Raw genomic sequence first — 18,737 nt, 5'->3', positions numbered from 1 at the left:
CGACAGCTTGCCCCTGATCGACGACTGGGCAAACGCCGCAGCACTTCTCCCGAATGGCAAGAGCGGACACCGGTATCGGTCGTAGCATCAGCAATAATTTCCGCTCATCCCTCGGCAGGACGATAAATGCATGATGGCACCCGTGTACCCAAGGCCCACTCAGCCCGCAGGGATCGCGGCGCGATAGGCAACCGGAGTCTGGTGTCTCAGCTGGCTGCCGCGGTCGAACGCGATCCTGACGCGATCGCCGTGCGCACCGAGGAGGTCGAGCTGACCTACCGCGCGCTCGACGCGTTCACCAACCAGTGGGCACACCGGTTGTGCACGCTGGGCGTCGGACCCGAAGACCGCGTGGCCGTCGTCCTGGCTCGATCGGTCGACTCGATCGCAGCGATCTGGGCGATCGCCAAAACCGGCGCCGCCTTCGTGCCGATCGACCCGTCCTATCCACGCGCACGCATCGAGTACCAACTCACGGACAGTGCGTGCACCTACGGAATCACCGATCGGCGCTCCTTACCCAATCTCCCCGACGGGGTCCATTGGCTGGCAACCGACGACCCGCACCTGCTGGAGGACCTCGCCCAGGAATCTGTCAGCGCGATCTCCTACCTCGATCGACGTGCACGCTTGCGTACCTCGAATATCGCCTACCTCACCTACACCTCCGGCTCGACCGGGCGACCGAAAGGCGTCGGCGTCACCCATACCGGTCTGCCGGGTTTGTGCGCTCAACTGCAAACCACGCTCGACATCACCTCCACCGCACGCGTTCTGCACTTCGCCTCACCCAGCTTCGATGCCTCGATTCTCGAGTTGCTGCTTGCGATCGGATCGACAGCTGCCATGGTGATCGCCCCGCCCACGATCCTCGGTGGCGCAGACCTCGCCGCCTTTCTGCACCGGCACCGGATCACCCACGCCTTCCTCACGCCTTCGGTCCTGGCGACCATCCAGCCAACCGGACTCGACGATCTCGGCACCGTCGTCGTCGGCGGGGAGCCGTGTCCGCCGTCGCTGCTTCGGCAGTGGGCCACGCCGGGGCGCCGGTTCCACAATGCGTACGGCCCCACCGAGACCACCATCGCCACCACCCTGAGCGGCCCGCTGCGCGCTGCGGACACCGTCACCCTCGGCGCTCCCGTCGAGGGTGCGGACCATCGCATTCTGGATTCCCGATTGCGAGCCACCCCCGTCGGTGCGATCGGCGAGTTGTATGTGGCCGGCCGCGGTCTCGCCCGCGGATACACCGGTCACCCGGAAGCGACCGCAGCGCGATTCGTACCGGACCCGGTCGGCGCGGCGGGCGACCGGATGTATCGCACCGGAGATTTGGTGCGCCGCAACAATTCCGGCGAACTGCAATACATCGGCCGGATCGACGATCAAGTCAAGGTCCGCGGCCGGCGCATCGAACTCGGCGAGATCGACGCCGTTCTCACCGGTCTGTCCGGCGTCGTGGACGCGGCGACCGTCGATCGCACCACCGCCGCCGGCGCTACCGAACTCGTGTCCTTCGTGCGCGGACACGCGGACCTGCCCATCCGATCCACGGATATCCTGGCCGCGCTCGCCACTCGATTACCGGCCTATATGCTGCCGAATTCGGTGACCGTGCTGGATCAATTCCCGCTCACGCCCACCGGAAAGATCGATCGCGCGGCACTTCGTGCCCTCCCGGTGGCACAACCCACCGCATCCGGCCTTCCCTCCAGCGTCGGAGAACAAGCGGTCACCGACGTCTTCGCGCAGGTGCTCGGACACGAGAACCTGAGCAGCGATACCGATTTCTTCGCCGCCGGCGGCAACTCACTGCTGGCGACCCAGGTCGCGGCTCGATTGAGCCAGATCTGGAAGACGCAGATCCCCACCCAGTTGCTCTTCGAGCATCCCACCATCGCCACACTGACCAAAGCCATCCGATCCCAGCACTTCGACGCGGCCCGAGCGCCACTGGTGGCAGGCGTGCGACCGGATCGAATTCCTTTGTCGCCGAACCAACTACGCTTCTGGTTGCGCAACCAGTTCGACACCGGCTCGGCGGTCGACAATATCGGCTTCGCCCTCCGGCTGAACGGTATCGACAGCGAAGCGCTGCAGGCCGCGCTCATCGACGTGGTAACCCGCCACGAGGCGCTACGCACGCGGTATCCCGCCGACGGCGCCGGCCCCCATCAGGTGATCCTGGACCCGGGCGCCGTCGCCGATCGCTTCGCCCTCCTCGATGTCGGCACCGAGGAGGCGTCCGCACTTGTGCATCGCATCCTGCGCCAAGGCTTCGACGTCACCGCCGAAGTGCCGCTGCGGATTCGGCTGCTGCGTACGCCCGATGAGCACATCCTCGTGTGCGCGGTGCACCATATCTGCGCGGACGGCTCCTCCCTGGCTCCACTGGCCGCCGATATGGCGCAGGCCTATGCCGCCCGGCACGCGGGCAGTGCACCGCACTGGCAACCGGTGACCGTCCAATATGCCGACTACGCTCTGTGGCAACAACAACTCCTCGGCTCCCGCGAGGACACCGATTCCCTCTTGTCACAACAACTCCGGTACTGGAGTCGAGAACTCGACGGCCTGCCCGAGCAGCTCGATCTGCCCGCCGATCGACCCCGGCCCGCGGTCGCCTCACTGCGCGGTGCGACACTCGATGCCCTGGTGCCCCCCGCCGAACACACCGAGCTACTGGGCTTCGCCCGCAGCCGGAACGCGAGTCTGTTCATGGTGATGCGCACCGCGCTGGCGGTCCTTTTCGCTCGATTGTCGGCCACGACCGACATCGCGATCGGCGTCCCGATGACGATCCGCGCCGAACCGGCGCTCGACGGTGTGGTCGGAATGTTCGTCAACACCACTGTGTCCCGAACTCGCGTGGACCTCACCGAAACCTTCTCCGCGCTGCTGGCGCGGACCAGAGACCGCGACCTGGCCAATTTCGCTCACTCCGAGGTGCCCTTCGAACATGTCGTGGATGCGGTCGATCCGCGGCGATCACCGGGTCGGCACCCGCTCTACCAGGTCGGATTCGCATTCCAGAACTTCACCCGCGCCCAACTGGACATCCCCGACACGGGACTGTCGCTGTTCGACGTCGAGGCCGAGACGGTGAAGACCGATCTGCACATCGGCGTCATCGACTCTCGCGAACCCGACGGATCCCTCGGGCCGATCGGGATCCGATTCGGTTACAGCACGGATCTGTTCGATCGAGAGACGGTCAGGCGGTTTCTGGACGCCTACCTTCGGTTGCTGCGCTCGATCCTGCAGGACGCGTGGACACCGGTCGGCGATCTGGCGCTCACCGATGCCGAGGACCGCGGCGATCCCACCTACCTCGATCATCGGCTCCCGCCCGAAATACTGACCGCGGCCCTGGCGCGGCAGGCCGCCGATCGCCCGGACACGATCGCCGTGGTCAGCGGCCCGGAGTCGATCAGCTACGGCCACCTCCGCGATCGGGTCACCCGCCTGGCACGCTGGCTCATCGGCCGGGGGATCGGGCCGGAATCGATTGTGGCAGTGGCCATGCGCCGTTCGATCGATCAGGTCGTGGCGCTGTACGCGGTCGCCGAAGCCGGTGGGGCCTGGGTGCCGATCGATCCCGACCACCCCGACGAGCGCAACACCTACATTCTGGACTCCGCTGCGCCGCAATGCATTCTGACGACAACCGCGGACCGATTCGGTCTCGGGGGCCCGCATGCCGTCGACGACCTGGACCTGACCGCATTCGCCGCGGGACCGATATCCGACCGCGAGCGTCTCGCCCCACTGCGCGGTGACAACCCCGCCTACGTGATCTACACGTCCGGCTCGACCGGCCGTCCCAAAGGTGTTGTGGTCACCCATGACGCCATCGTCAACCAGCTGACCTGGATGCGCACCCGCTACCGAGTCGAACCACACGATGTCTACCTGCACAAAACCGCAGCCACCTTCGACGTCTCGCTCTGGGGGTATTTTCTTCCGCTGTCGGCGGGCGCACGGCTGGTCCTGGCCGGACCAGAAGAACACCGAGACCCACACGCGATCAGCCATCTCATCGCCACCCACCAGGTCACGCTGACCGACTTCGTTCCCACCATGCTCGCCCTCCTCGCGCGATCGGCCCGATCCCACCAATTGCGTTCGCTGCGCGCGGTATTCGTCATCGGGGAGGCACTGGCGCCGGACACCGCCCGGGCATTCGCCCAGCTCTGTCCTGCGGAATTGCACAACCTCTACGGGCCCACGGAAGCCGCGGTGAGCATCACCGAACATCGGGTGGACGACAACGACCTGTGCGCACCGACCGTTGCCATAGGTGTTCCGGTCTGGAATTCCCGATGCCGGGTACTGGATTCCCGGCTGCACACCGCGCTGCCCGCTGTGCCGGGCGAGCTGATGCTCACCGGCGTGCAACTCGCCAGGGGCTATCACCGTGCGCCCGGGCTCACCGCGAGCAGATTTGTCGCCGACCCGTTCGGCCCGCCGGGCACACGGATGTACCGCAGTGGTGATCTGGCCCGGCGGCGAACCGACGATATGCTCGAGTATCTGGGGCGCACCGATTTTCAGGTCAAGATTCGCGGACAGCGCATCGAGCTCGGTGAGATCGAAGCCGCGTTGCTCGAAGACGCCGACGTTGCTCAAGCGGCTGTCACGGTGCACAGGTCCGACGCCGACGCCCGCCTCATCGGCTACGTCGTACCCCGGCCCGGAGCGAGGGTCGACTCGAAAGACTTGCGCCGCAATGTATCCACTCGGCTACCCGGATATATGGTCCCCTCGACAGTGCTGGTCCTGTCCGCGCTGCCGGTCAACACCAGCGGCAAGCTCGATCGTGCCGCCCTCCCCGTACCGCGGTTCACCGGCGACAGCGCCGTGGCACCGCGCACCGCGCTGGAGGCGGCCATCGCCCAGGCGTTCTCGCAGGTGCTCGACGTGCCGGACGTCGGTATGGCGGATGACTTCTTCGACCTCGGCGGATCGTCTCTACTGATATTCCTGCTGCATCAGAGACTCTCCGAACAACTCGGGCGCGACGTACCGATGTCGGCAATCCTCAACGCGCCCACGGTTGCCGGGATCGCTGGCTATCTCAACGGCGCTCGGAAGCCACACGCTCCCCGCACACCCGCCGCCGACGCCATCCTCGAGCCCACGATCACCGCGGCCGCATGCGCGCCCCGCCGAGCAGGACCCGACGCCGACGTCCTGCTCACCGGGGCCACCGGATTCCTGGGCGTACACCTGCTCCACGAATTGCTGAGCAGCACCGACGCTCGAGTGTGGTGCCTGGTGCGCGCCCGTGACGACCAAGCCGCGCTGCGGCGGATCACCGAGTCGCTCGCGCAATTCGGGCTGCCCGCCGACCAAGTCGGCGATCGGGTGACCGCGCTGCCCGCGGACCTGTCCGCCCCGCAACTCGGCTTGTCCACCGCACAGTTCGATCAGCTCGCCGAACACGTGGACGCGATCTATCACAACGGCGCCCGAGTCAACCATCTCGACCCCTACGAACGCCTGCGCGCCCCCAATGTCGAAGGCACACGCTCGATACTGCGACTGGCGACCACCCATCGGGTCAAGAGCGTGCACTTCATCTCGACGCTCGGCGCGGCGATGCCGGCGGATCATCTCCCCGGCCTCGTCACCGAGAACGACCGATTGCCTGCGGATCAACTCCAGGACAATGGCTACCTGATCTCGAAATGGGTTGGCGAGGAACTGGTCCGGCAAGCCGGCGAGCGCGGCGTCCCGATCACCATCCACCGGCCCGGCACGATCTGCGGGCACACCCGCACCGCAGTCAACAACCCTGACGACGCGTTCTGGAACATGATCCGCGCTGCGGCGATTCTTGCCATGGCGCCGGATGTCGGCGATGCCACGGTCGCACTCGTCCCAGTGGACTACGTCGCACCCGCGATAGTCGCCATCGCCGCACAACCGCGCCGAGAAGTCGTGTTCCATCTGGTCAACCAGACGCCCCTCGAGGTCCGGGACGTCCTCGATTGCCTGCGCGAGTACGGCCTCCCGATCACGACCACCCCGTTCGACATCGTGCACAGCACACTCGAACGACGGTCTGCCGCGGATATCGCCGACGGTGACGACTCACTCACCCGCGCTGCCCTTCTTGCCCCCACCTTCGCCGGACTCGCAGGGCAGACCCGCTATTCCGACATCCACGCACAAGAGGCCTTGCGCCACAACGGCATCCACTGCCCAGCCATCGACCGCACAGTGATCCACCGCTATCTGGACCGATTCTCCGCCTCCGGATTCCTTCCCCGGCCCATCGTCCTCGAGCAGCAGCTCCCCGTGTAGGCGCGAAAACGATGTCGAGGCCGGTACCGTCGCTGCGGTACCGGCCCCGACGTTCGATCCGGCACCTGAGACCAGAACTGGCCTACGACAACAGAAACGGGCGGTTTCGGCTGAAACTGATCCGAAACCGCCCGTAGGCTTACTGCTTGTGTCGAGAGGGGGACTTGAACCCCCACGTCCCTAAGGACACTAGCACCTCAAGCTAGCGCGTCTGCCATTCCGCCACCCCGACCGGTGAACCTCGACAAGATTAGCCGAGGGCTCGCCGAAACCGGAAATCGGCTGGTGCAGGCCGGTTTCGGACGGAATTACTTCTTGATGAAGATGCCGGCGATGTCAGCGTTCTTGATCGGGGTGTCAGCGTTGGACTGCACCTGGCACAGGGCTTGGACCGAAGCCATGCTCAGATCGACATTGGTGCCGGAGGGCTCGTTCTGATTGCCCGTCTGCTGCTTGATGAACTTGGTGATGGTGATGCGCTGGGTGTTCGCATCCTGCTTGAGGTAATCGGTGCACTTGGTGTCTCCGCCCTGATTGACGGCTGTCTTGATCTCGCTACAGCCGCTCATCAGCGTGACGGCGAACGCAGCGGCGGCCACGCCGGCGGTCCATCGCATGGTCTTCATGAGCGTCACTGTAGAGCGGCGCCCTCGATCGGCAATCCTGGCTCGACCCTGAGATTGCCCGGATTTGGTGTGATTTGCGTCACAAATGCCCGCACATTTCGGGGGTACGTGATGGCAAGGTTGAGGCATGTCTGCTGCTTCCGCCGAAACGATTCGGGTCCTCGGCGCCCGCGAGCACAATCTCCGCAATATCTCCCTGGAGATCCCCAAGAACAAGATCACCGTGTTCACCGGGGTGTCCGGATCCGGTAAGTCCTCCATCGTGTTCGACACCATCGCCATCGAATCGCAGCGGCAGCTGTATGCCACTTTTCCGGCCTTCATCCTCAACTTCCTGCCCCGGTACGAGCGCCCGCACGCCGAGGCCATCGAGAATCTGACCGCGCCGGTGATCATCGACCAGAAGGCGGTCGGGGGCGGGCCGCGCTCGACGGTCGGAACCATGACCGATATCTACGCGCTCATCCGCGCACTGTTCGCGCGCTTCGGATCACCCTCGACGGGACTGGTCTACGACTATTCCTTCAATACCCCGCAGGGCATGTGCACCGAATGCGACGGCCTCGGCATGACGATCACCGCTGATCCCGACAAACTCGTGGACCGGAGCAAATCACTCAACGAAGGCGCGATCCTGCTCCCGGGATACGGTGTCGGCAGCGGAGATTGGCAGTTGTACGGCAACTCCGGGCGCTTCGACCTGGACAAGAAGCTCGCCGACTTCAGCGAGGCGGAATGGCACGCTCTGCTGCACGGCAGCGGCGGCAAAGTGGAGCTGGCTTTCAACAAGGGGACCTGGAAAGCCAACTACGAGGGCCTGGCCGACAAATTCACCCGGTCGCGGGTCAAGCGCGACACCTCGGGGCTGTCGGAGAAGACGCGCGAACAGATTCAGAAGTTCCTGCACGAAGGGGTGTGCCCGGCCTGCCACGGTGCGCGGCTCAATGAGAAGGCCTTGGCCACCAAGATCAATGGGCACAATATCGCAGAGTGGACGGCACTGCAGATCACCGATCTGATCGAGGTGCTGGACCAGGTGACCGATCCCGCGGCGCAGGGTCTGGCCGAGGCGACTCGCGTCGCACTGAGCCGGGTCGCCGATATCGGGCTCGGATATCTGAGCCTGGACCGGGCGACCTCGACGCTGTCCGGCGGTGAGGGCCAGCGTTTGAAGATGATCAAACACCTGGGCAGCACGCTGGTGGGAATGACCTACATCTTCGACGAACCCAGTGTCGGACTGCATCCGCGCGATGTCGGGCGGCTCAATCACATGCTGGAGGCGCTGCGCGACAAGGGCAATACGGTGCTGGTGGTCGAGCACGATCCCGATGTCATCCAGATCGCCGACCATATTGTCGATGTCGGACCGCGGGCGGGCACACACGGCGGCGAGATCATGTTCACCGGCAGCTTCGCGGAACTTCGGGCCGCGGACACGCTCACCGGACAGGGATTACGGCGGACGTTCGCGGTGAAGGAGTCGTTCCGGGCGGCCACCGGCGAACTGCGGATCGACGGGGCGAGCGCACACAACCTGAAGAATGTTTCCGTCGGGATTCCGACCGGCATTCTCACCGCTGTCACCGGTGTGGCCGGGTCGGGCAAGAGCAGCCTCATTCGCGACGAGTTCATGGCGCGGTACCCGGATTCGGTGTTCGTCGATCAATCGGCGATCGGCGCTTCCTCGCGCTCGACACCCGCCACCTATCTGGGGCTGATGGATCCCATTCGCAAGCTGTTCGCCAAGGCGACGGGGGAGCCCGCTGGCCTGTTCAGCTTCAATTCCGACGGTGCGTGCCGCGAGTGCGAGGGCCGCGGCGTGATCATCACCGAGGTCGCCTATATGGATCCGGTGACCACGCACTGCGAATCCTGTGACGGGCGGCGGTTTTCCGAGCAGGTGCTGGCACTCACGCTGCGCGGCAAGTCGATTGCCGATGTGCTGGAGCTCTCGGCCGAGGATGCGGTGGAGTTCTTCACCGAAAAAGCACTGAATGCCAAGTTGCGCACCATGAATGAGGTCGGGCTCAATTATCTGAGCCTGGGGCAGGCGATGAGCACACTGTCCGGCGGTGAGCGCCAGCGCATCAAACTCGCCACCCAATTGCAGCACAGCGGCACCGTGTACGTGCTCGACGAACCCACCACCGGGCTGCACATGTCCGATGTGGATACGCTGCTGCGGCTCATGGACGGGCTGGTGGAGCGCGGTAATACCGTTGTGGTGATCGAACACGATCTGGATGTGGTCGCGCATGCCGACTGGGTGATCGACCTCGGGCCGGACGGCGGTAAGAACGGCGGCGAGATCGTGTTCACCGGGACGCCGGCGCAGCTGCTGCGGCATCCGGATTCGCTGACCGGTCAGTACCTGCGGCTGCATCGGGAGGGGTCGGCCGTCCGCGGCTGAGAGCCATTGCGGCCGTGGCGAATCCGCCGCGGCCGCAGTGCGTGCCGGTTGGCAGCGGCTGCCGGGTTTCGGCATCTCCCAGGGTCAGTGGCCTGATTCGGCGGACATCGCCGCCCGCCAGATCCGGGCTTCGGTGGTTTTACCGCGTCTTTCGAGCACCTCCGCGACCCCGGCCATGGCGCGCACGTCACCGTGGTCGGCGGCCATACGCCACCAGTGCTCGGCCTCGTCCAGCTGCGCGTACCGCAGCAGGACCACGGCCAGGTCGTACGCCGCTCCGGCATGCCCGGAATCGGCTGCCTGCCGCCACAATTGACAGGCCTGCAGCTCATCCCCGCGACCGTGCATGGCGACGCCCAGGTCGTAGAGCGCACCGCCGTAACGACCGGCCTCGGCAGGCGGAATCGGATCGGGCGGGGTGGGGCAGGTGGCGAATTCGACGACCAGTTCGGTGAAGTCGGGCGGACCGACACCGGTGCTGCAGTGCAGGACCAGGCAGGAGCGCTCGCGGGTGATGAGCATGCCGTAGTTGCCGGACCAGGACACGATCGCCTCGTTCGCATCCACCCACACCGGGGTGAGCGAGAGGGCCGCGCCCGCGCCTGTCGGGCAGACCCGCAGGTCGATGCCCTCGGCCATGGCATCACTCCAGACGTCGACCCCGCCCAGTTGACGGCCGTCGAGCTGTACGTGCCCGCCCTCCACGGCCAGTCCGATGCCGAGTCCGTGCACACCGTGCCGCGGTTGCGCCGAGCGCAAAGTCAGCGTGACAGTGGTGGGTACGTCGCCCAGCACCTCCGAAAGCACCGGGTAAACCTTCGCCCCGTGCCAGGTCAGCGGCTCGCCGCCGGCGTATCTGTCCCCGAGTGGCGGTTCGTCCGTCGCCCGCTCGGCGTCCTGATACAACCCGGTCATTCGCCCCGCCTTCCACCGGTGCTCCCTTGATGTCGCGGCCCACGGTAGTACCCCTCCGGGCCTGTGCGCCCGGTATTTGCCAGGTGTCCATACGAGCAAACTTCTGGTCGTATGACCTGTGGTGCGAAGCGCTTTCAGCAGGTCGCTCGACGTGTTGAGCCGGAACACGCGGTGTGTCGTACCGGTTGCGGGGCCGGTGTCATGTTTACTCGACGCCGACGTACCAGCGAACGAGTGAAAGGTAAGGACATATGGCTCTGCCCACAATGACCCCCGAACAACGCTCCGAGGCGCTGGCCAAAGCCGCCGCGGTTCGTAAGGCCCGCTCGGAGTTGATCGCGCAGGTCAAGCAGGGATCGGTCAGTCTGGCGGAGGTGCTCAAGCGCGCAGACAACGAGGACCTGGTCAAGAAGACGAAGGTTGCGGCCGTGATCAAGGCGCTTCCGGGCATCGGCCCCGTCAAGGCCGCCAAATTGATGGATGAGGCGGAAATCCCCGCCGACCGCCGTATCGGCGGACTGGGCTCTCGCCAGCGCGCTGCGCTGCTGGAGGCGTTGACAGCCTGATCTCGGAGGGTCGCCGACCGGGTCGAACTTTGACCCGGCGGCAACCGCTCCACCACGACTACCAGCGAGAATGCGAATCAACCTGGACGATTTGGTCCACGCGGGCTGATCCGATAACCTTGCTGAGCAACCCGGTCGGGGTGGCGGAATGGCAGACGCGCTAGCTTGAGGTGCTAGTGTCCTTAGGGACGTGGGGGTTCAAGTCCCCCTCTCGACACAAAGCAAGCTCCGGATATTCTTCACCGAATATCCGGAGCTTTTTTTGTGTCCGCGAACGCCTAACGTCGCGGTGTATCGGCCATGGCCGGTCGGCGCTGCCGCGGCAGCATCAGCGCCGGCAGGATCGCGACGGCACCGATCGCCAATGCCCACCAATAGGTTTGGCTGAACGCGTGGGTGAACGTGTCGGCCTCGGGGGTCCGATGCGCGATATTGCGTTGAATAAGCACCAGCAGCGCGGCAACGCCGGACGAACTTCCCGCGCGAATACCGACATTGGTAGCGGTTGTCGCCGAGGGGATCTCGGAGTGCCGCAGGGTTTTGTAGCTGACGCCCATGGCCGCGGGCATGATCATGCCGTGTCCGAGGCCGATCACGAACAGTATTGCCACGACCAGTAAGGCGCTGGTACCCGGCTCGATTCGGGTCAGGCCGAGGATTCCGAGCAGGACCACCGGCAGTCCGGTGAGGATCAATAGTCGCGGGGAGTGTTTGTCGCTGAGCTTGCCGGTGCCGCGGCCAGTGCGTCCACATCGGAGCGCACTGCTGGAAGCGGTGTGCGATGATCTCGGCGTGGTGGGCGGCCTGTCCGAATTGGTCAAGGCATTCACCAACCCCGAACCACTCGCGGCGCTGGCCGAATTCATTGCCTGCTTCGCGCGCTTCTGGCAGGCCGACCGCGCCGCCATGCGGCGACTGCGCGCGCTGGCCGCGCTCGACGCCGAAGTGCACGCGGTCATCAGCGCCCGCGACGAGCGCCGCCCCGAAGGCCTGGCGGTATTGTCAGCCCCCTTCGCCGATGGGAACTCGCCGGGGGAGAGCACCGATCAGCGGGTACGAATCCTGCTGTCCCTCAACAGCTTCGAGACGTTCGACACCATGGCCGGACCGGAAGGCGACCTGTTCGACGCCGTCCGGGTGATCACCGGCATCGCGGCCACCGTACTCGGCGCGAACGCCTAGTTCCGGGGCTCAGCCGGTCCATCCCGGTCACGAGGTCGCCGGGATTGTGACCGAAGTCCATTACTGCACCGCCGGATTCGCGGTCGGCGACCGGGTCCGCGGCATGACCGACTGGCGCGGTCATGCGCTCACCACCGACGAGGGGTGGCGCGAGGTGGCCGAATACGGGCTCGATTGGCAAGGCCTGTATGCGGTGCGGAACCTATGCTCGGCTGATGGACAATCGTCTGGATAGCTTCGGTGATGATGCGCTCGGCCGTCACGATGCGGTCGCGCTGGCCGAGGCGATCCGCACCGGCGCGACCTCGGCCGCGGAATTGGCCGCGGCCGCCGTGGCCCGGGCGCAGCAGATCGATCCGGCGCTGCATGCGGTTGCCTGTGCGAGCTACGAGGATCCGCGGTACGGCGAGGACAAGGCGGCCGCGCTGTTCGGTGTGCCGACCTTCGTGAAGGACAACACCGATGTGCGCGGCCTGCCGACCAATCACGGCAGTGAGGCATTCCGCGCGCGGCCCGCGCGCAAGGACGGCGCGTTCGCCCGGCAGCTGCTCAGCACCGGGATGACGGTGCTCGGTAAGTCCCGGTTGCCCGAGTTCGGGTTCAGTCCCTCGACGGAGTTCATGACCGAGGAGCCGGTCCACAATCCTTGGGACACCGAGTATTCGGTCGGCGCGTCCTCCGGCGGGTCGGCCGCGCTGGTGGCGGCGGGTGTGGTGCCCATCGCGCATGCCAATGACGGCGGCGGGTCCATTCGGATTCCGGCCGCCTGTGCCGGATTGGTCGGGCTCAAGCCGAGCCGGGGCCGGCATATCGACGGCGAGATGGCGCGCACCATGCCGATCAATATCGTCTCCGAGGGTGTGCTGACCCGCACGGTGCGCGATACCGCCGCCTATCTCGCGGCCATCGAGGACTACCACCGCAATCCGGCGCTGCCGCCGATCGGCACGGTGCTCGGTCCGGCCCGCAGGCGACTGCGCATCGGCCTGGTACTGGATACGACCATCGGCGAGGGCATCGACGAGCAGACCCGCGCGGCCGTGCTGCACACCGCGACACTGCTGGAGCAGGCCGGACATCGGGTGGAGCCGATCGCGCTGCCGATCACCGCGCAGTGGGCGCACGATTTTGTCCAACTCTGGTCGCTGCTGGCCGATTTGGCCGCCAGCACCGGCAAACTCACCTTCGATCGCTCCTTCGATTCGAGCAAGCTCGACGGCCTCACGCGCGGGCTGCGGGCTCATCACCGGGCGACGCTGCACCACACACCGGGTGCGCTGTGGCGGCTGCGCAAAACCGCGGACACGGTGGCCGGGATGTTCGCCAAGCACGAGCTGATCCTCTCGCCGGTGCTCACCCATATCACCCCGAAGCTCGGATACCTCAGCCCGACAATCGAATTCGATGAGCTACTACATCGGCTGACGGGCTATGCCGGCTTCACGCCGATCAACAACGTGGCGGGTACCCCGGCGATCTCGCTGCCCATGGGCATGGCGGCCGAGGGTGTGCCGATCGGCGTGCAGCTCTCGGCGGCCTACGGCGATGAGCGCACCCTGATCGAGACCGCGTACGAACTCGAAGCGGCATACCGGTTTCCCACACTGGCGTACTGAGGATCGGCCGGCGCGCGGCAGTTGCGCACCGGTATCCGGGTGGTCGAAGACGTCGACCGGATGCTGGCTGGATGACCTCAACGATGTGGATCCCGGCCGAAAGCGCGCCGCGCCGACCGGCCGGAGATCCGCATCCGACCGGCGGTGGTCAACCCACCCCCACCGGTTCTGGCATGCTCGTGAGAGAAATCGGCCGAGCACAGGGAGATTCGACATGCGGCTCAGTTCATTGCTGGTGTGCGCGTGGCTCATCATCGGGGCGGTGGCGGCCGGGCAGCGAGACTACTTCACACACGTGAGCAATAACTGCGCCGACTTCGGAACCATCGCGCTGACCGTGCTCGCCGGTCCGCTGAACTACACCGGTCTCAACCCCAAGGTCACCAGCTGCGAGCTGCCGCAACCCAGTCCGTGACAACCGCACGGACACCGGTATGCCCCGGGCAACCGCGCGGACACTACCCGGCATGGCTCGGACAATTCAAGGCACGACCGCCGTGGATGGATCCACCGGTGCAGCCAGGCGACGACCACCGATCGCCAGCGCCGCGGCGAGCGCCAGCCCGATCACACCGGAGATCAGCAGCGGGAGTTGCCCGTTGCCCTGCCACGCCAGCCCGGCCCAGATCCCGGCGATGAGAACCGCGCCGCCGGTGAGTCCCTGATACAACCCCTGCGCACCGCTGTGCCGGCCGGGCGGGGCGAGATCGGATACCCAGGCCTTGCCGACTCCATCGGTGGCGGCGGCGAATCCGCCGTAGATCGGCAGCACCAGAAACACCCATGCGGGTGAATCGACGAGGCCGAGACCGAGGTATCCGGCGGCGAAGCAGACCAGCCCGAGCGCGAACACCAGGTGGCGCGGAATGCGATCCGACAGTGCGCCGGCCGGATAGGCGAGCCCGGCATACGCGATGTTGTAACAGATGTACGCGCAGATCACCCCCGCGGTCGACAAGCCGAGTTCGTATGCGCGCAGCAGCAATAGCGCATCCGCGAAGTTGACCAGTGAGAACACGGTCAGCACGCCGATGAGTAGGCGCAGGCGCGCCGGCAAGGCCTCCCGCGCCGCCGATCCGGCGACCGGGGGCGGTGAACCCTGTGCCGCCGTGGAACCCTGTGCCGCCGTGCGGTTTTCGCGCACCACGGCCACCAGTGCCACCGACAGCACCGCCGGGACCACGGCGATCAGCAGCAGTGGGCGGATGGCATGGTCGAACGCCTCGTAGAGTCCGAGGCCGATCGCGGGACCCAGGACCGCGCCCGCCGTATCGGACGCGCGGTGGAATCCGAAGATCCGGCCCCGGTAGGCGGGGTCGGCGTCCACCATCAACAGTGCATCGCGCGGCGCACCGCGAATGCCCTTCCCGATCCGGTCCACCCCGCGGCCCGCCAGCACCAGCGGCCAACTGCCCGCGACGGCGACCAGTACCTTTCCCACCGCCGCAAGGCCGTAGCCCGCGGCGATCAACGGGCGCTTGGCATACCGATCCCCGAGCCTCCCGGCGACAATCCTGGTCAGGGCGGCAATGCCTTCGGCCACACCCTCCACCACGCCGACCACCGCCACCGGTGCCCCGAGGGTGACGGTGAGGAAGATCGGCAGGATCGGGTACAGCAGTTCGCTGGCGGTGTCCTGCAGCAAACTCACACCGGACAGCACTCGGACATTGGGTGTGAGCCACTTCGCCCGGCGGGCGGGCGGACTCGGGTCGCGCCGCGGGGCCATGGCGCACGAGTCTGCCACTCCCGGAGCCCGGCCGCCTCATGATCGACGGCGGCCGGGTCGCGACAGGCTATTGCGTGGTGTCTCCCGCTCCGTTGTGCACCGGCACGGGAGGTCCTGTCACCGGCGGCGATCCGGACACGATCGGGGTGACCGCAGCGGTGGTTTCCCGGGCGAAGAAGGCGCCGATATCGTTCATCGTGCTCATCAGCTGCGCCGGGAACACCACCGTGGTGTTCTTGTCGACGCCGATTTCGATCAGTGTCTGCAGATTGCGCAGTTGCAGGGCGAGGGGGTGCGCCATCATGATGTCGGAGGCGTCACCGAGTGCCGCCGCTGCCAGCGATTCACCCTCGGCCGCAATGATTTTGGCTCTCTTCTCACGCTCGGCCTCGGCCTGCTTGGCCATGGCGCGCTTCATGCTGTCGGGCAGTTGGATGTCCTTGAGCTCGACCAGCGTGACCTCCACGCCCCAGTCCAGCGTGGTGATGTCGAGGATCTGCCGGATATCGGCGTTGATGCTGTCGGTATCGGAGAGCGCCTGGTCGAGGCTGTGTTTGCCGACCACCTTGCGCAGGGTGGTCTGCGCGATCTGATCGATGGCCGAGTACACATTCTCGATCGCGACGACGGATTTCTCCGCGTCCACCACCCGGAAGTAGGCGACCGCGGAGATATCGACGCTGACATTGTCGCGGGTGATGATGCCCTGCGATTGGATCGGCATGGTGACGATGCGCATCGACACCTTCATCAGCCGGTCCAGGATCGGAATGATCAGATTCAGTCCGGGTTCCCGGACGCCGATCACCTTCCCGAGCCGGAAGTGCACACCCCGCTGATACTGGAAGATCACCCGGATCGACATTGCTACCACGATGAGCAGCACGATCACGAGGACCACAACCACCCCGATGACGGCTTTCACGACTTCTCCTCACGAGAATCGAAGGCCGGCCGCCGCTAGAGGTGTCGTAGCTATGGGGATGTATGCACCGCGATTCGCCGGAAGCTATCCCGGCCGACTGCTTTCAGTATGCCCTCACCGCACCTACCGCGCCGTACAGCCGGTCAGGACCGGTCGGTTCGCGGCCGGTGAGCAGGCCGTGGATCTCGTCGACCAGCGCCTCGAAGCCGAGCGTGCGGCGCTGGCGCGGACGGGTTTGGGGGATGTGGATCTCGGCGATCACCCGGCCGGGGTGGAGCCGAGCACCAGGACGCGGCCGGCCAGCAGGACGGCCTCCTCGATATCGTGGGTGACGAGGCAGGCCGCATTTGGTGGGGAAGTCGGCGGTGCTCCAGAGGGCGCCGTTGACGGTTTCCTAACAGAACCTCACGGCGACAACGGATCACGCGGCGGCGCGAGCGCGGCGAGGATATCGCCGTGGATGCGGTCGGCAATCGCGTCGAGCGGCCAGCCGGAGTCGATTCGGATCTCGGCGGCGAATCCCAGGGGCTGCCAGCCGTGATACCACTGCGCGAGCATGCTGGGCGGCACCTGCGCGGCCAGTGGGCGGCCGGCATGGCGGAGGAGCGTTTCCTCCAGGGTGAGGTCGAAGGCGTACAGCAGACTGTGCGCCGCGGCGGCGGCCAAGCGCTCGAGCATCGCTCCGTAGCGGTTCGTATCGAGAATGCCCTCGACGATCACCACCAGGCCGCGCGTCAGGGCGAACAGTGCGATGTGCTCGATCAATTCGACATTGAGACGCCCTTCCGCCTCGGGCTCCCAGGTCATCTGGCGGCGCACCACATCCTGGGGCACCACTACACAGCTGCTGCGCGCCATGCGGTGCTGCACGATGCCGGCGGTGGTGGATTTGCCCGAGCCGGAATTGCCGCGAATCACCACCAGCACACCGGAACGGACGCGTGCGGCGGCATGGGTGGTCATCGTGATCACCGTAGTGCCGCCGGATTCAGGAGCGGACAGGCAGGATGCGACCGTCGGCGGTGTGGACGTGGATCAGTGGATGTTCACCGGCCGGCGTGCGAACCAGTGCGAACGCCAAACCGTTGGGTGCGATCGGCGCGGTGTAACTGTCGATGGTCGAAATGACGGTCAGAGTCGTCGCATCGGCCGCGGCGGTGCCCAGGACCGCGGACCAATTTCCCTCCGCTCCGGCATGTCGGACGCGCGAGCGACTCATCCGCAGCAGTGGCCGATGTTCGGCCGTTCGGGCCGGGCGCGCCCGCGATGTGGGCCGGGGGGTGCCGGCGACGAACGAGGGCGCGACCCACTCGCCGTCCTGGTTCGCGACGATGACGATCACGCGGAAGTCGCGGCTCTCCAGCAACACCGCGGCGGCGCCTTCATCGTGCTCGATCATGGCGACGGGCTGGAATTGCTGGTCCAGGGCGGCGAGACGGGCTTGCGCCGCGGTGAGTGCGGGGTGGGACGGAACGGGATTCATGGGGTAACCCCCTTCGGGCCGGGACGCCGGAGGGCCGAACCATAAATTCTAGGCACGCTCGCGGAGTGCTGCCAGTTGTGTGCCGGGACCGAAACAAACACGCGGCGGCCCGGATTCGTGCGGTTCGGCGCGCCGCGACTCGATCACACGGTCTTGATCGCGCCGCCGTCGATGACGTAGTCCGCGCCGTGGATGGCCGCCGCCAGCGGTGAGGCGAGATAGGTGACCAGGGCGGCGATGTGCCGGGGCTGCGCGAATTCGCCTGTGGTGACGCCCATCTCGCGGGGGATCTCGCGCAGCAACTGCGCCTGGGTGACGCCGCGGGCGGCCGCGAATTTGGCGCCGGTGCCGCCGGGGCCGGTCCACTGCTCGGTGAGCACCGGGCCGGGGGAGATGGTGTTGACCCGGACGCCGCGCGGGCCGAACTCCTCGGCGAGACCTTTGCTGAAGGTGCTCACCGCACCCTTGGCGGCGGCGTAGGTGAGCGGCGAGGTATGCGGAATGCGGGCGGTGATCGAGGAGAAATTGACGATCCCGCCGCCGCGCGCGAGGAGCGCCGGCAAGGCCGCGCGCGAGGTGCGGACCATGCTGAAGAAGTTGAGTTCGAACATCTCGGCCCACTGCCGATCGGTGGATTCCAGGAAGGTCGCGGGCAGGTCGTGGTCGCCGCCGCCACCGAGGTTGTTGACCAGCAGGTCGATCCCGCCCAGGGCGGCGGTGGCCTGCGCGATGAACTCGGCCGGGCCGTCCGGAGTGGTGAGATCGGCGGTGATCACCTCCGCGCCGGTGCGCTTCAGCTCATCGGTCGCGGTGCGCGCGCCCGCGGCGACGCGGACGCCCTGGGTGATGAGCTCTTCCACGATCGCCAGGCCGATGCCGCGGCTCGCGCCGGTCACGACGGCGGTGGTGCCCTGCAGTTCCAAATCCATGAGTGCTTCCGTTCGGTAGTTTCGCTGACGGTTCGACTGTACGA

Annotated in this window: 15 protein-coding genes, 2 tRNA genes and 1 pseudogene; 8 read left to right on the top strand and 10 right to left on the bottom strand. The window is 66.3% G+C overall.

Annotated elements, in window-relative coordinates:
* Positions 1 to 201 precede the first annotated feature (201 nt).
* A complete protein-coding gene (locus tag OG716_RS09790) occupies positions 202 to 6,309 on the top strand; it encodes an amino acid adenylation domain-containing protein (RefSeq protein ID WP_405137320.1) in 6,108 nt (2,035 codons plus the stop codon).
* A gap of 149 nt (positions 6,310 to 6,458) precedes the next feature.
* Here the strand turns inward: OG716_RS09790 and OG716_RS09785 are convergent.
* A tRNA-Leu gene (locus tag OG716_RS09785) sits at positions 6,459 to 6,541 on the bottom strand.
* A gap of 76 nt (positions 6,542 to 6,617) precedes the next feature.
* Complete coding sequence (locus tag OG716_RS09780; protein ID WP_405137319.1) at positions 6,618 to 6,935, bottom strand: hypothetical protein; 318 nt, start codon at positions 6,933 to 6,935, stop codon at positions 6,618 to 6,620.
* Positions 6,936 to 7,062: 127 nt separating this feature from the next.
* On the opposite strand from OG716_RS09780, the gene OG716_RS09775 reads away from it, so the two are divergent.
* On the top strand, positions 7,063 to 9,348 hold the full coding sequence (locus OG716_RS09775) for an ATP-binding cassette domain-containing protein (protein ID WP_405137318.1): 2,286 nt from the start codon (positions 7,063 to 7,065) through the stop codon (positions 9,346 to 9,348).
* Between the two features lie 84 nt (positions 9,349 to 9,432).
* Here the strand turns inward: OG716_RS09775 and OG716_RS09770 are convergent, their stop codons facing one another.
* A complete protein-coding gene (locus tag OG716_RS09770) occupies positions 9,433 to 10,263 on the bottom strand; it encodes a hypothetical protein (RefSeq protein ID WP_405137317.1) in 831 nt (276 codons plus the stop codon).
* A 251-nt stretch (positions 10,264 to 10,514) separates the two neighbouring features.
* Here OG716_RS09770 and mihF point away from each other — a divergent pair, with 251 nt between their 5' ends.
* On the top strand, positions 10,515 to 10,829 hold the full coding sequence (gene mihF, locus OG716_RS09765; protein ID WP_297624306.1) for an integration host factor, actinobacterial type: 315 nt from the start codon (positions 10,515 to 10,517) through the stop codon (positions 10,827 to 10,829).
* 134 nt (positions 10,830 to 10,963) lie between these two features.
* Positions 10,964 to 11,046: transfer RNA gene (locus OG716_RS09760), tRNA-Leu, on the top strand.
* A 61-nt stretch (positions 11,047 to 11,107) separates the two neighbouring features.
* On the opposite strand, the gene OG716_RS09755 is transcribed toward OG716_RS09760, so the two are convergent.
* Positions 11,108 to 11,659, bottom strand: coding sequence for an MFS transporter (locus tag OG716_RS09755; protein WP_405137316.1), 552 nt, complete (start codon positions 11,657 to 11,659; stop codon positions 11,108 to 11,110).
* On the opposite strand from OG716_RS09755, the gene OG716_RS09750 reads away from it, so the two are divergent.
* The 4 genes and pseudogenes from OG716_RS09750 (at position 11,571) to OG716_RS09735 (ending at position 14,042) form a co-directional block, all read left to right on the top strand.
* On the top strand, positions 11,571 to 12,011 hold the full coding sequence (locus tag OG716_RS09750) for a hypothetical protein (protein ID WP_405140306.1): 441 nt from the start codon (positions 11,571 to 11,573) through the stop codon (positions 12,009 to 12,011). The two genes, OG716_RS09755 and OG716_RS09750, sit on opposite strands and share 89 nt — an antisense overlap.
* A 19-nt stretch (positions 12,012 to 12,030) precedes the next feature.
* A pseudogene (locus OG716_RS09745) lies at positions 12,031 to 12,246 on the top strand (alcohol dehydrogenase catalytic domain-containing protein); the annotation flags it as partial.
* Positions 12,227 to 13,627 (top strand): amidase, encoded by a 1,401-nt coding sequence (locus OG716_RS09740; protein WP_405137315.1) that lies wholly within the window; start codon positions 12,227 to 12,229, stop codon positions 13,625 to 13,627. The pseudogene OG716_RS09745 and the gene OG716_RS09740, both read left to right, overlap by 20 nt.
* A 214-nt stretch (positions 13,628 to 13,841) precedes the next feature.
* Positions 13,842 to 14,042 (top strand): hypothetical protein, encoded by a 201-nt coding sequence (locus OG716_RS09735; protein ID WP_355121398.1) that lies wholly within the window; start codon positions 13,842 to 13,844, stop codon positions 14,040 to 14,042.
* Positions 14,043 to 14,108: 66 nt separating this feature from the next.
* Here OG716_RS09735 and OG716_RS09730 read toward each other — a convergent pair whose 3' ends face one another.
* The 6 genes from OG716_RS09730 to OG716_RS09705 all read right to left on the bottom strand — a co-directional run bounded on the left by OG716_RS09730 (position 14,109) and on the right by OG716_RS09705 (position 18,693).
* Complete coding sequence (locus OG716_RS09730; RefSeq protein ID WP_405137314.1) at positions 14,109 to 15,356, bottom strand: MFS transporter; 1,248 nt, start codon at positions 15,354 to 15,356, stop codon at positions 14,109 to 14,111.
* A 67-nt stretch (positions 15,357 to 15,423) separates the two neighbouring features.
* Complete coding sequence (locus tag OG716_RS09725) at positions 15,424 to 16,221, bottom strand: SPFH domain-containing protein (RefSeq protein WP_405139615.1); 798 nt, start codon at positions 16,219 to 16,221, stop codon at positions 15,424 to 15,426.
* 163 nt (positions 16,222 to 16,384) lie between these two features.
* On the bottom strand, positions 16,385 to 16,543 hold the full coding sequence (locus OG716_RS09720; RefSeq protein ID WP_405137313.1) for a hypothetical protein: 159 nt from the start codon (positions 16,541 to 16,543) through the stop codon (positions 16,385 to 16,387).
* A gap of 143 nt (positions 16,544 to 16,686) precedes the next feature.
* On the bottom strand, positions 16,687 to 17,244 hold the full coding sequence (locus OG716_RS09715) for an AAA family ATPase (RefSeq protein ID WP_405137312.1): 558 nt from the start codon (positions 17,242 to 17,244) through the stop codon (positions 16,687 to 16,689).
* A gap of 25 nt (positions 17,245 to 17,269) precedes the next feature.
* The gene (locus tag OG716_RS09710; protein ID WP_405137311.1) at positions 17,270 to 17,764 is read right to left on the bottom strand and encodes a hypothetical protein; all 495 of its coding nucleotides are present in this window, start codon (positions 17,762 to 17,764) and stop codon (positions 17,270 to 17,272) included.
* 143 nt (positions 17,765 to 17,907) lie between these two features.
* Positions 17,908 to 18,693: an SDR family oxidoreductase gene (locus OG716_RS09705; protein WP_405137310.1), complete on the bottom strand. Its 786-nt coding sequence runs from the start codon at positions 18,691 to 18,693 to the stop codon at positions 17,908 to 17,910.
* Positions 18,694 to 18,737: the final 44 nt, after the last annotated feature.

Origin of the sequence: Nocardia sp. NBC_01388, assembly GCF_045040085.1 — a bacterium.
GTDB lineage: Bacteria > Actinomycetota > Actinomycetes > Mycobacteriales > Mycobacteriaceae > Nocardia.
The sequence above is the reverse complement of the archived record's forward strand: the minus strand, read 5'-3'. Positions and strand labels throughout refer to the sequence as shown.

Coding starts and splice junctions, on each gene's coding strand:
- OG716_RS09735 (WP_355121398.1), top strand. CDS start 13,842: ATGCGGCTCAGTTCATTGCTGGTGTGCGCGTGGCTCATCATCGGGGCG.
- OG716_RS09775 (WP_405137318.1), top strand. CDS start 7,063: ATGTCTGCTGCTTCCGCCGAAACGATTCGGGTCCTCGGCGCCCGCGAG.
- OG716_RS09710 (WP_405137311.1), bottom strand. CDS start 17,764: ATGAATCCCGTTCCGTCCCACCCCGCACTCACCGCGGCGCAAGCCCGT.
- OG716_RS09780 (WP_405137319.1), bottom strand. CDS start 6,935: ATGAAGACCATGCGATGGACCGCCGGCGTGGCCGCCGCTGCGTTCGCC.
- OG716_RS09730 (WP_405137314.1), bottom strand. CDS start 15,356: ATGGCCCCGCGGCGCGACCCGAGTCCGCCCGCCCGCCGGGCGAAGTGG.
- OG716_RS09705 (WP_405137310.1), bottom strand. CDS start 18,693: ATGGATTTGGAACTGCAGGGCACCACCGCCGTCGTGACCGGCGCGAGC.
- OG716_RS09740 (WP_405137315.1), top strand. CDS start 12,227: ATGGACAATCGTCTGGATAGCTTCGGTGATGATGCGCTCGGCCGTCAC.
- mihF (WP_297624306.1), top strand. CDS start 10,515: ATGGCTCTGCCCACAATGACCCCCGAACAACGCTCCGAGGCGCTGGCC.
- OG716_RS09725 (WP_405139615.1), bottom strand. CDS start 16,221: ATGTCGATCCGGGTGATCTTCCAGTATCAGCGGGGTGTGCACTTCCGG.
- OG716_RS09770 (WP_405137317.1), bottom strand. CDS start 10,263: ATGACCGGGTTGTATCAGGACGCCGAGCGGGCGACGGACGAACCGCCA.
- OG716_RS09715 (WP_405137312.1), bottom strand. CDS start 17,244: ATGACCACCCATGCCGCCGCACGCGTCCGTTCCGGTGTGCTGGTGGTG.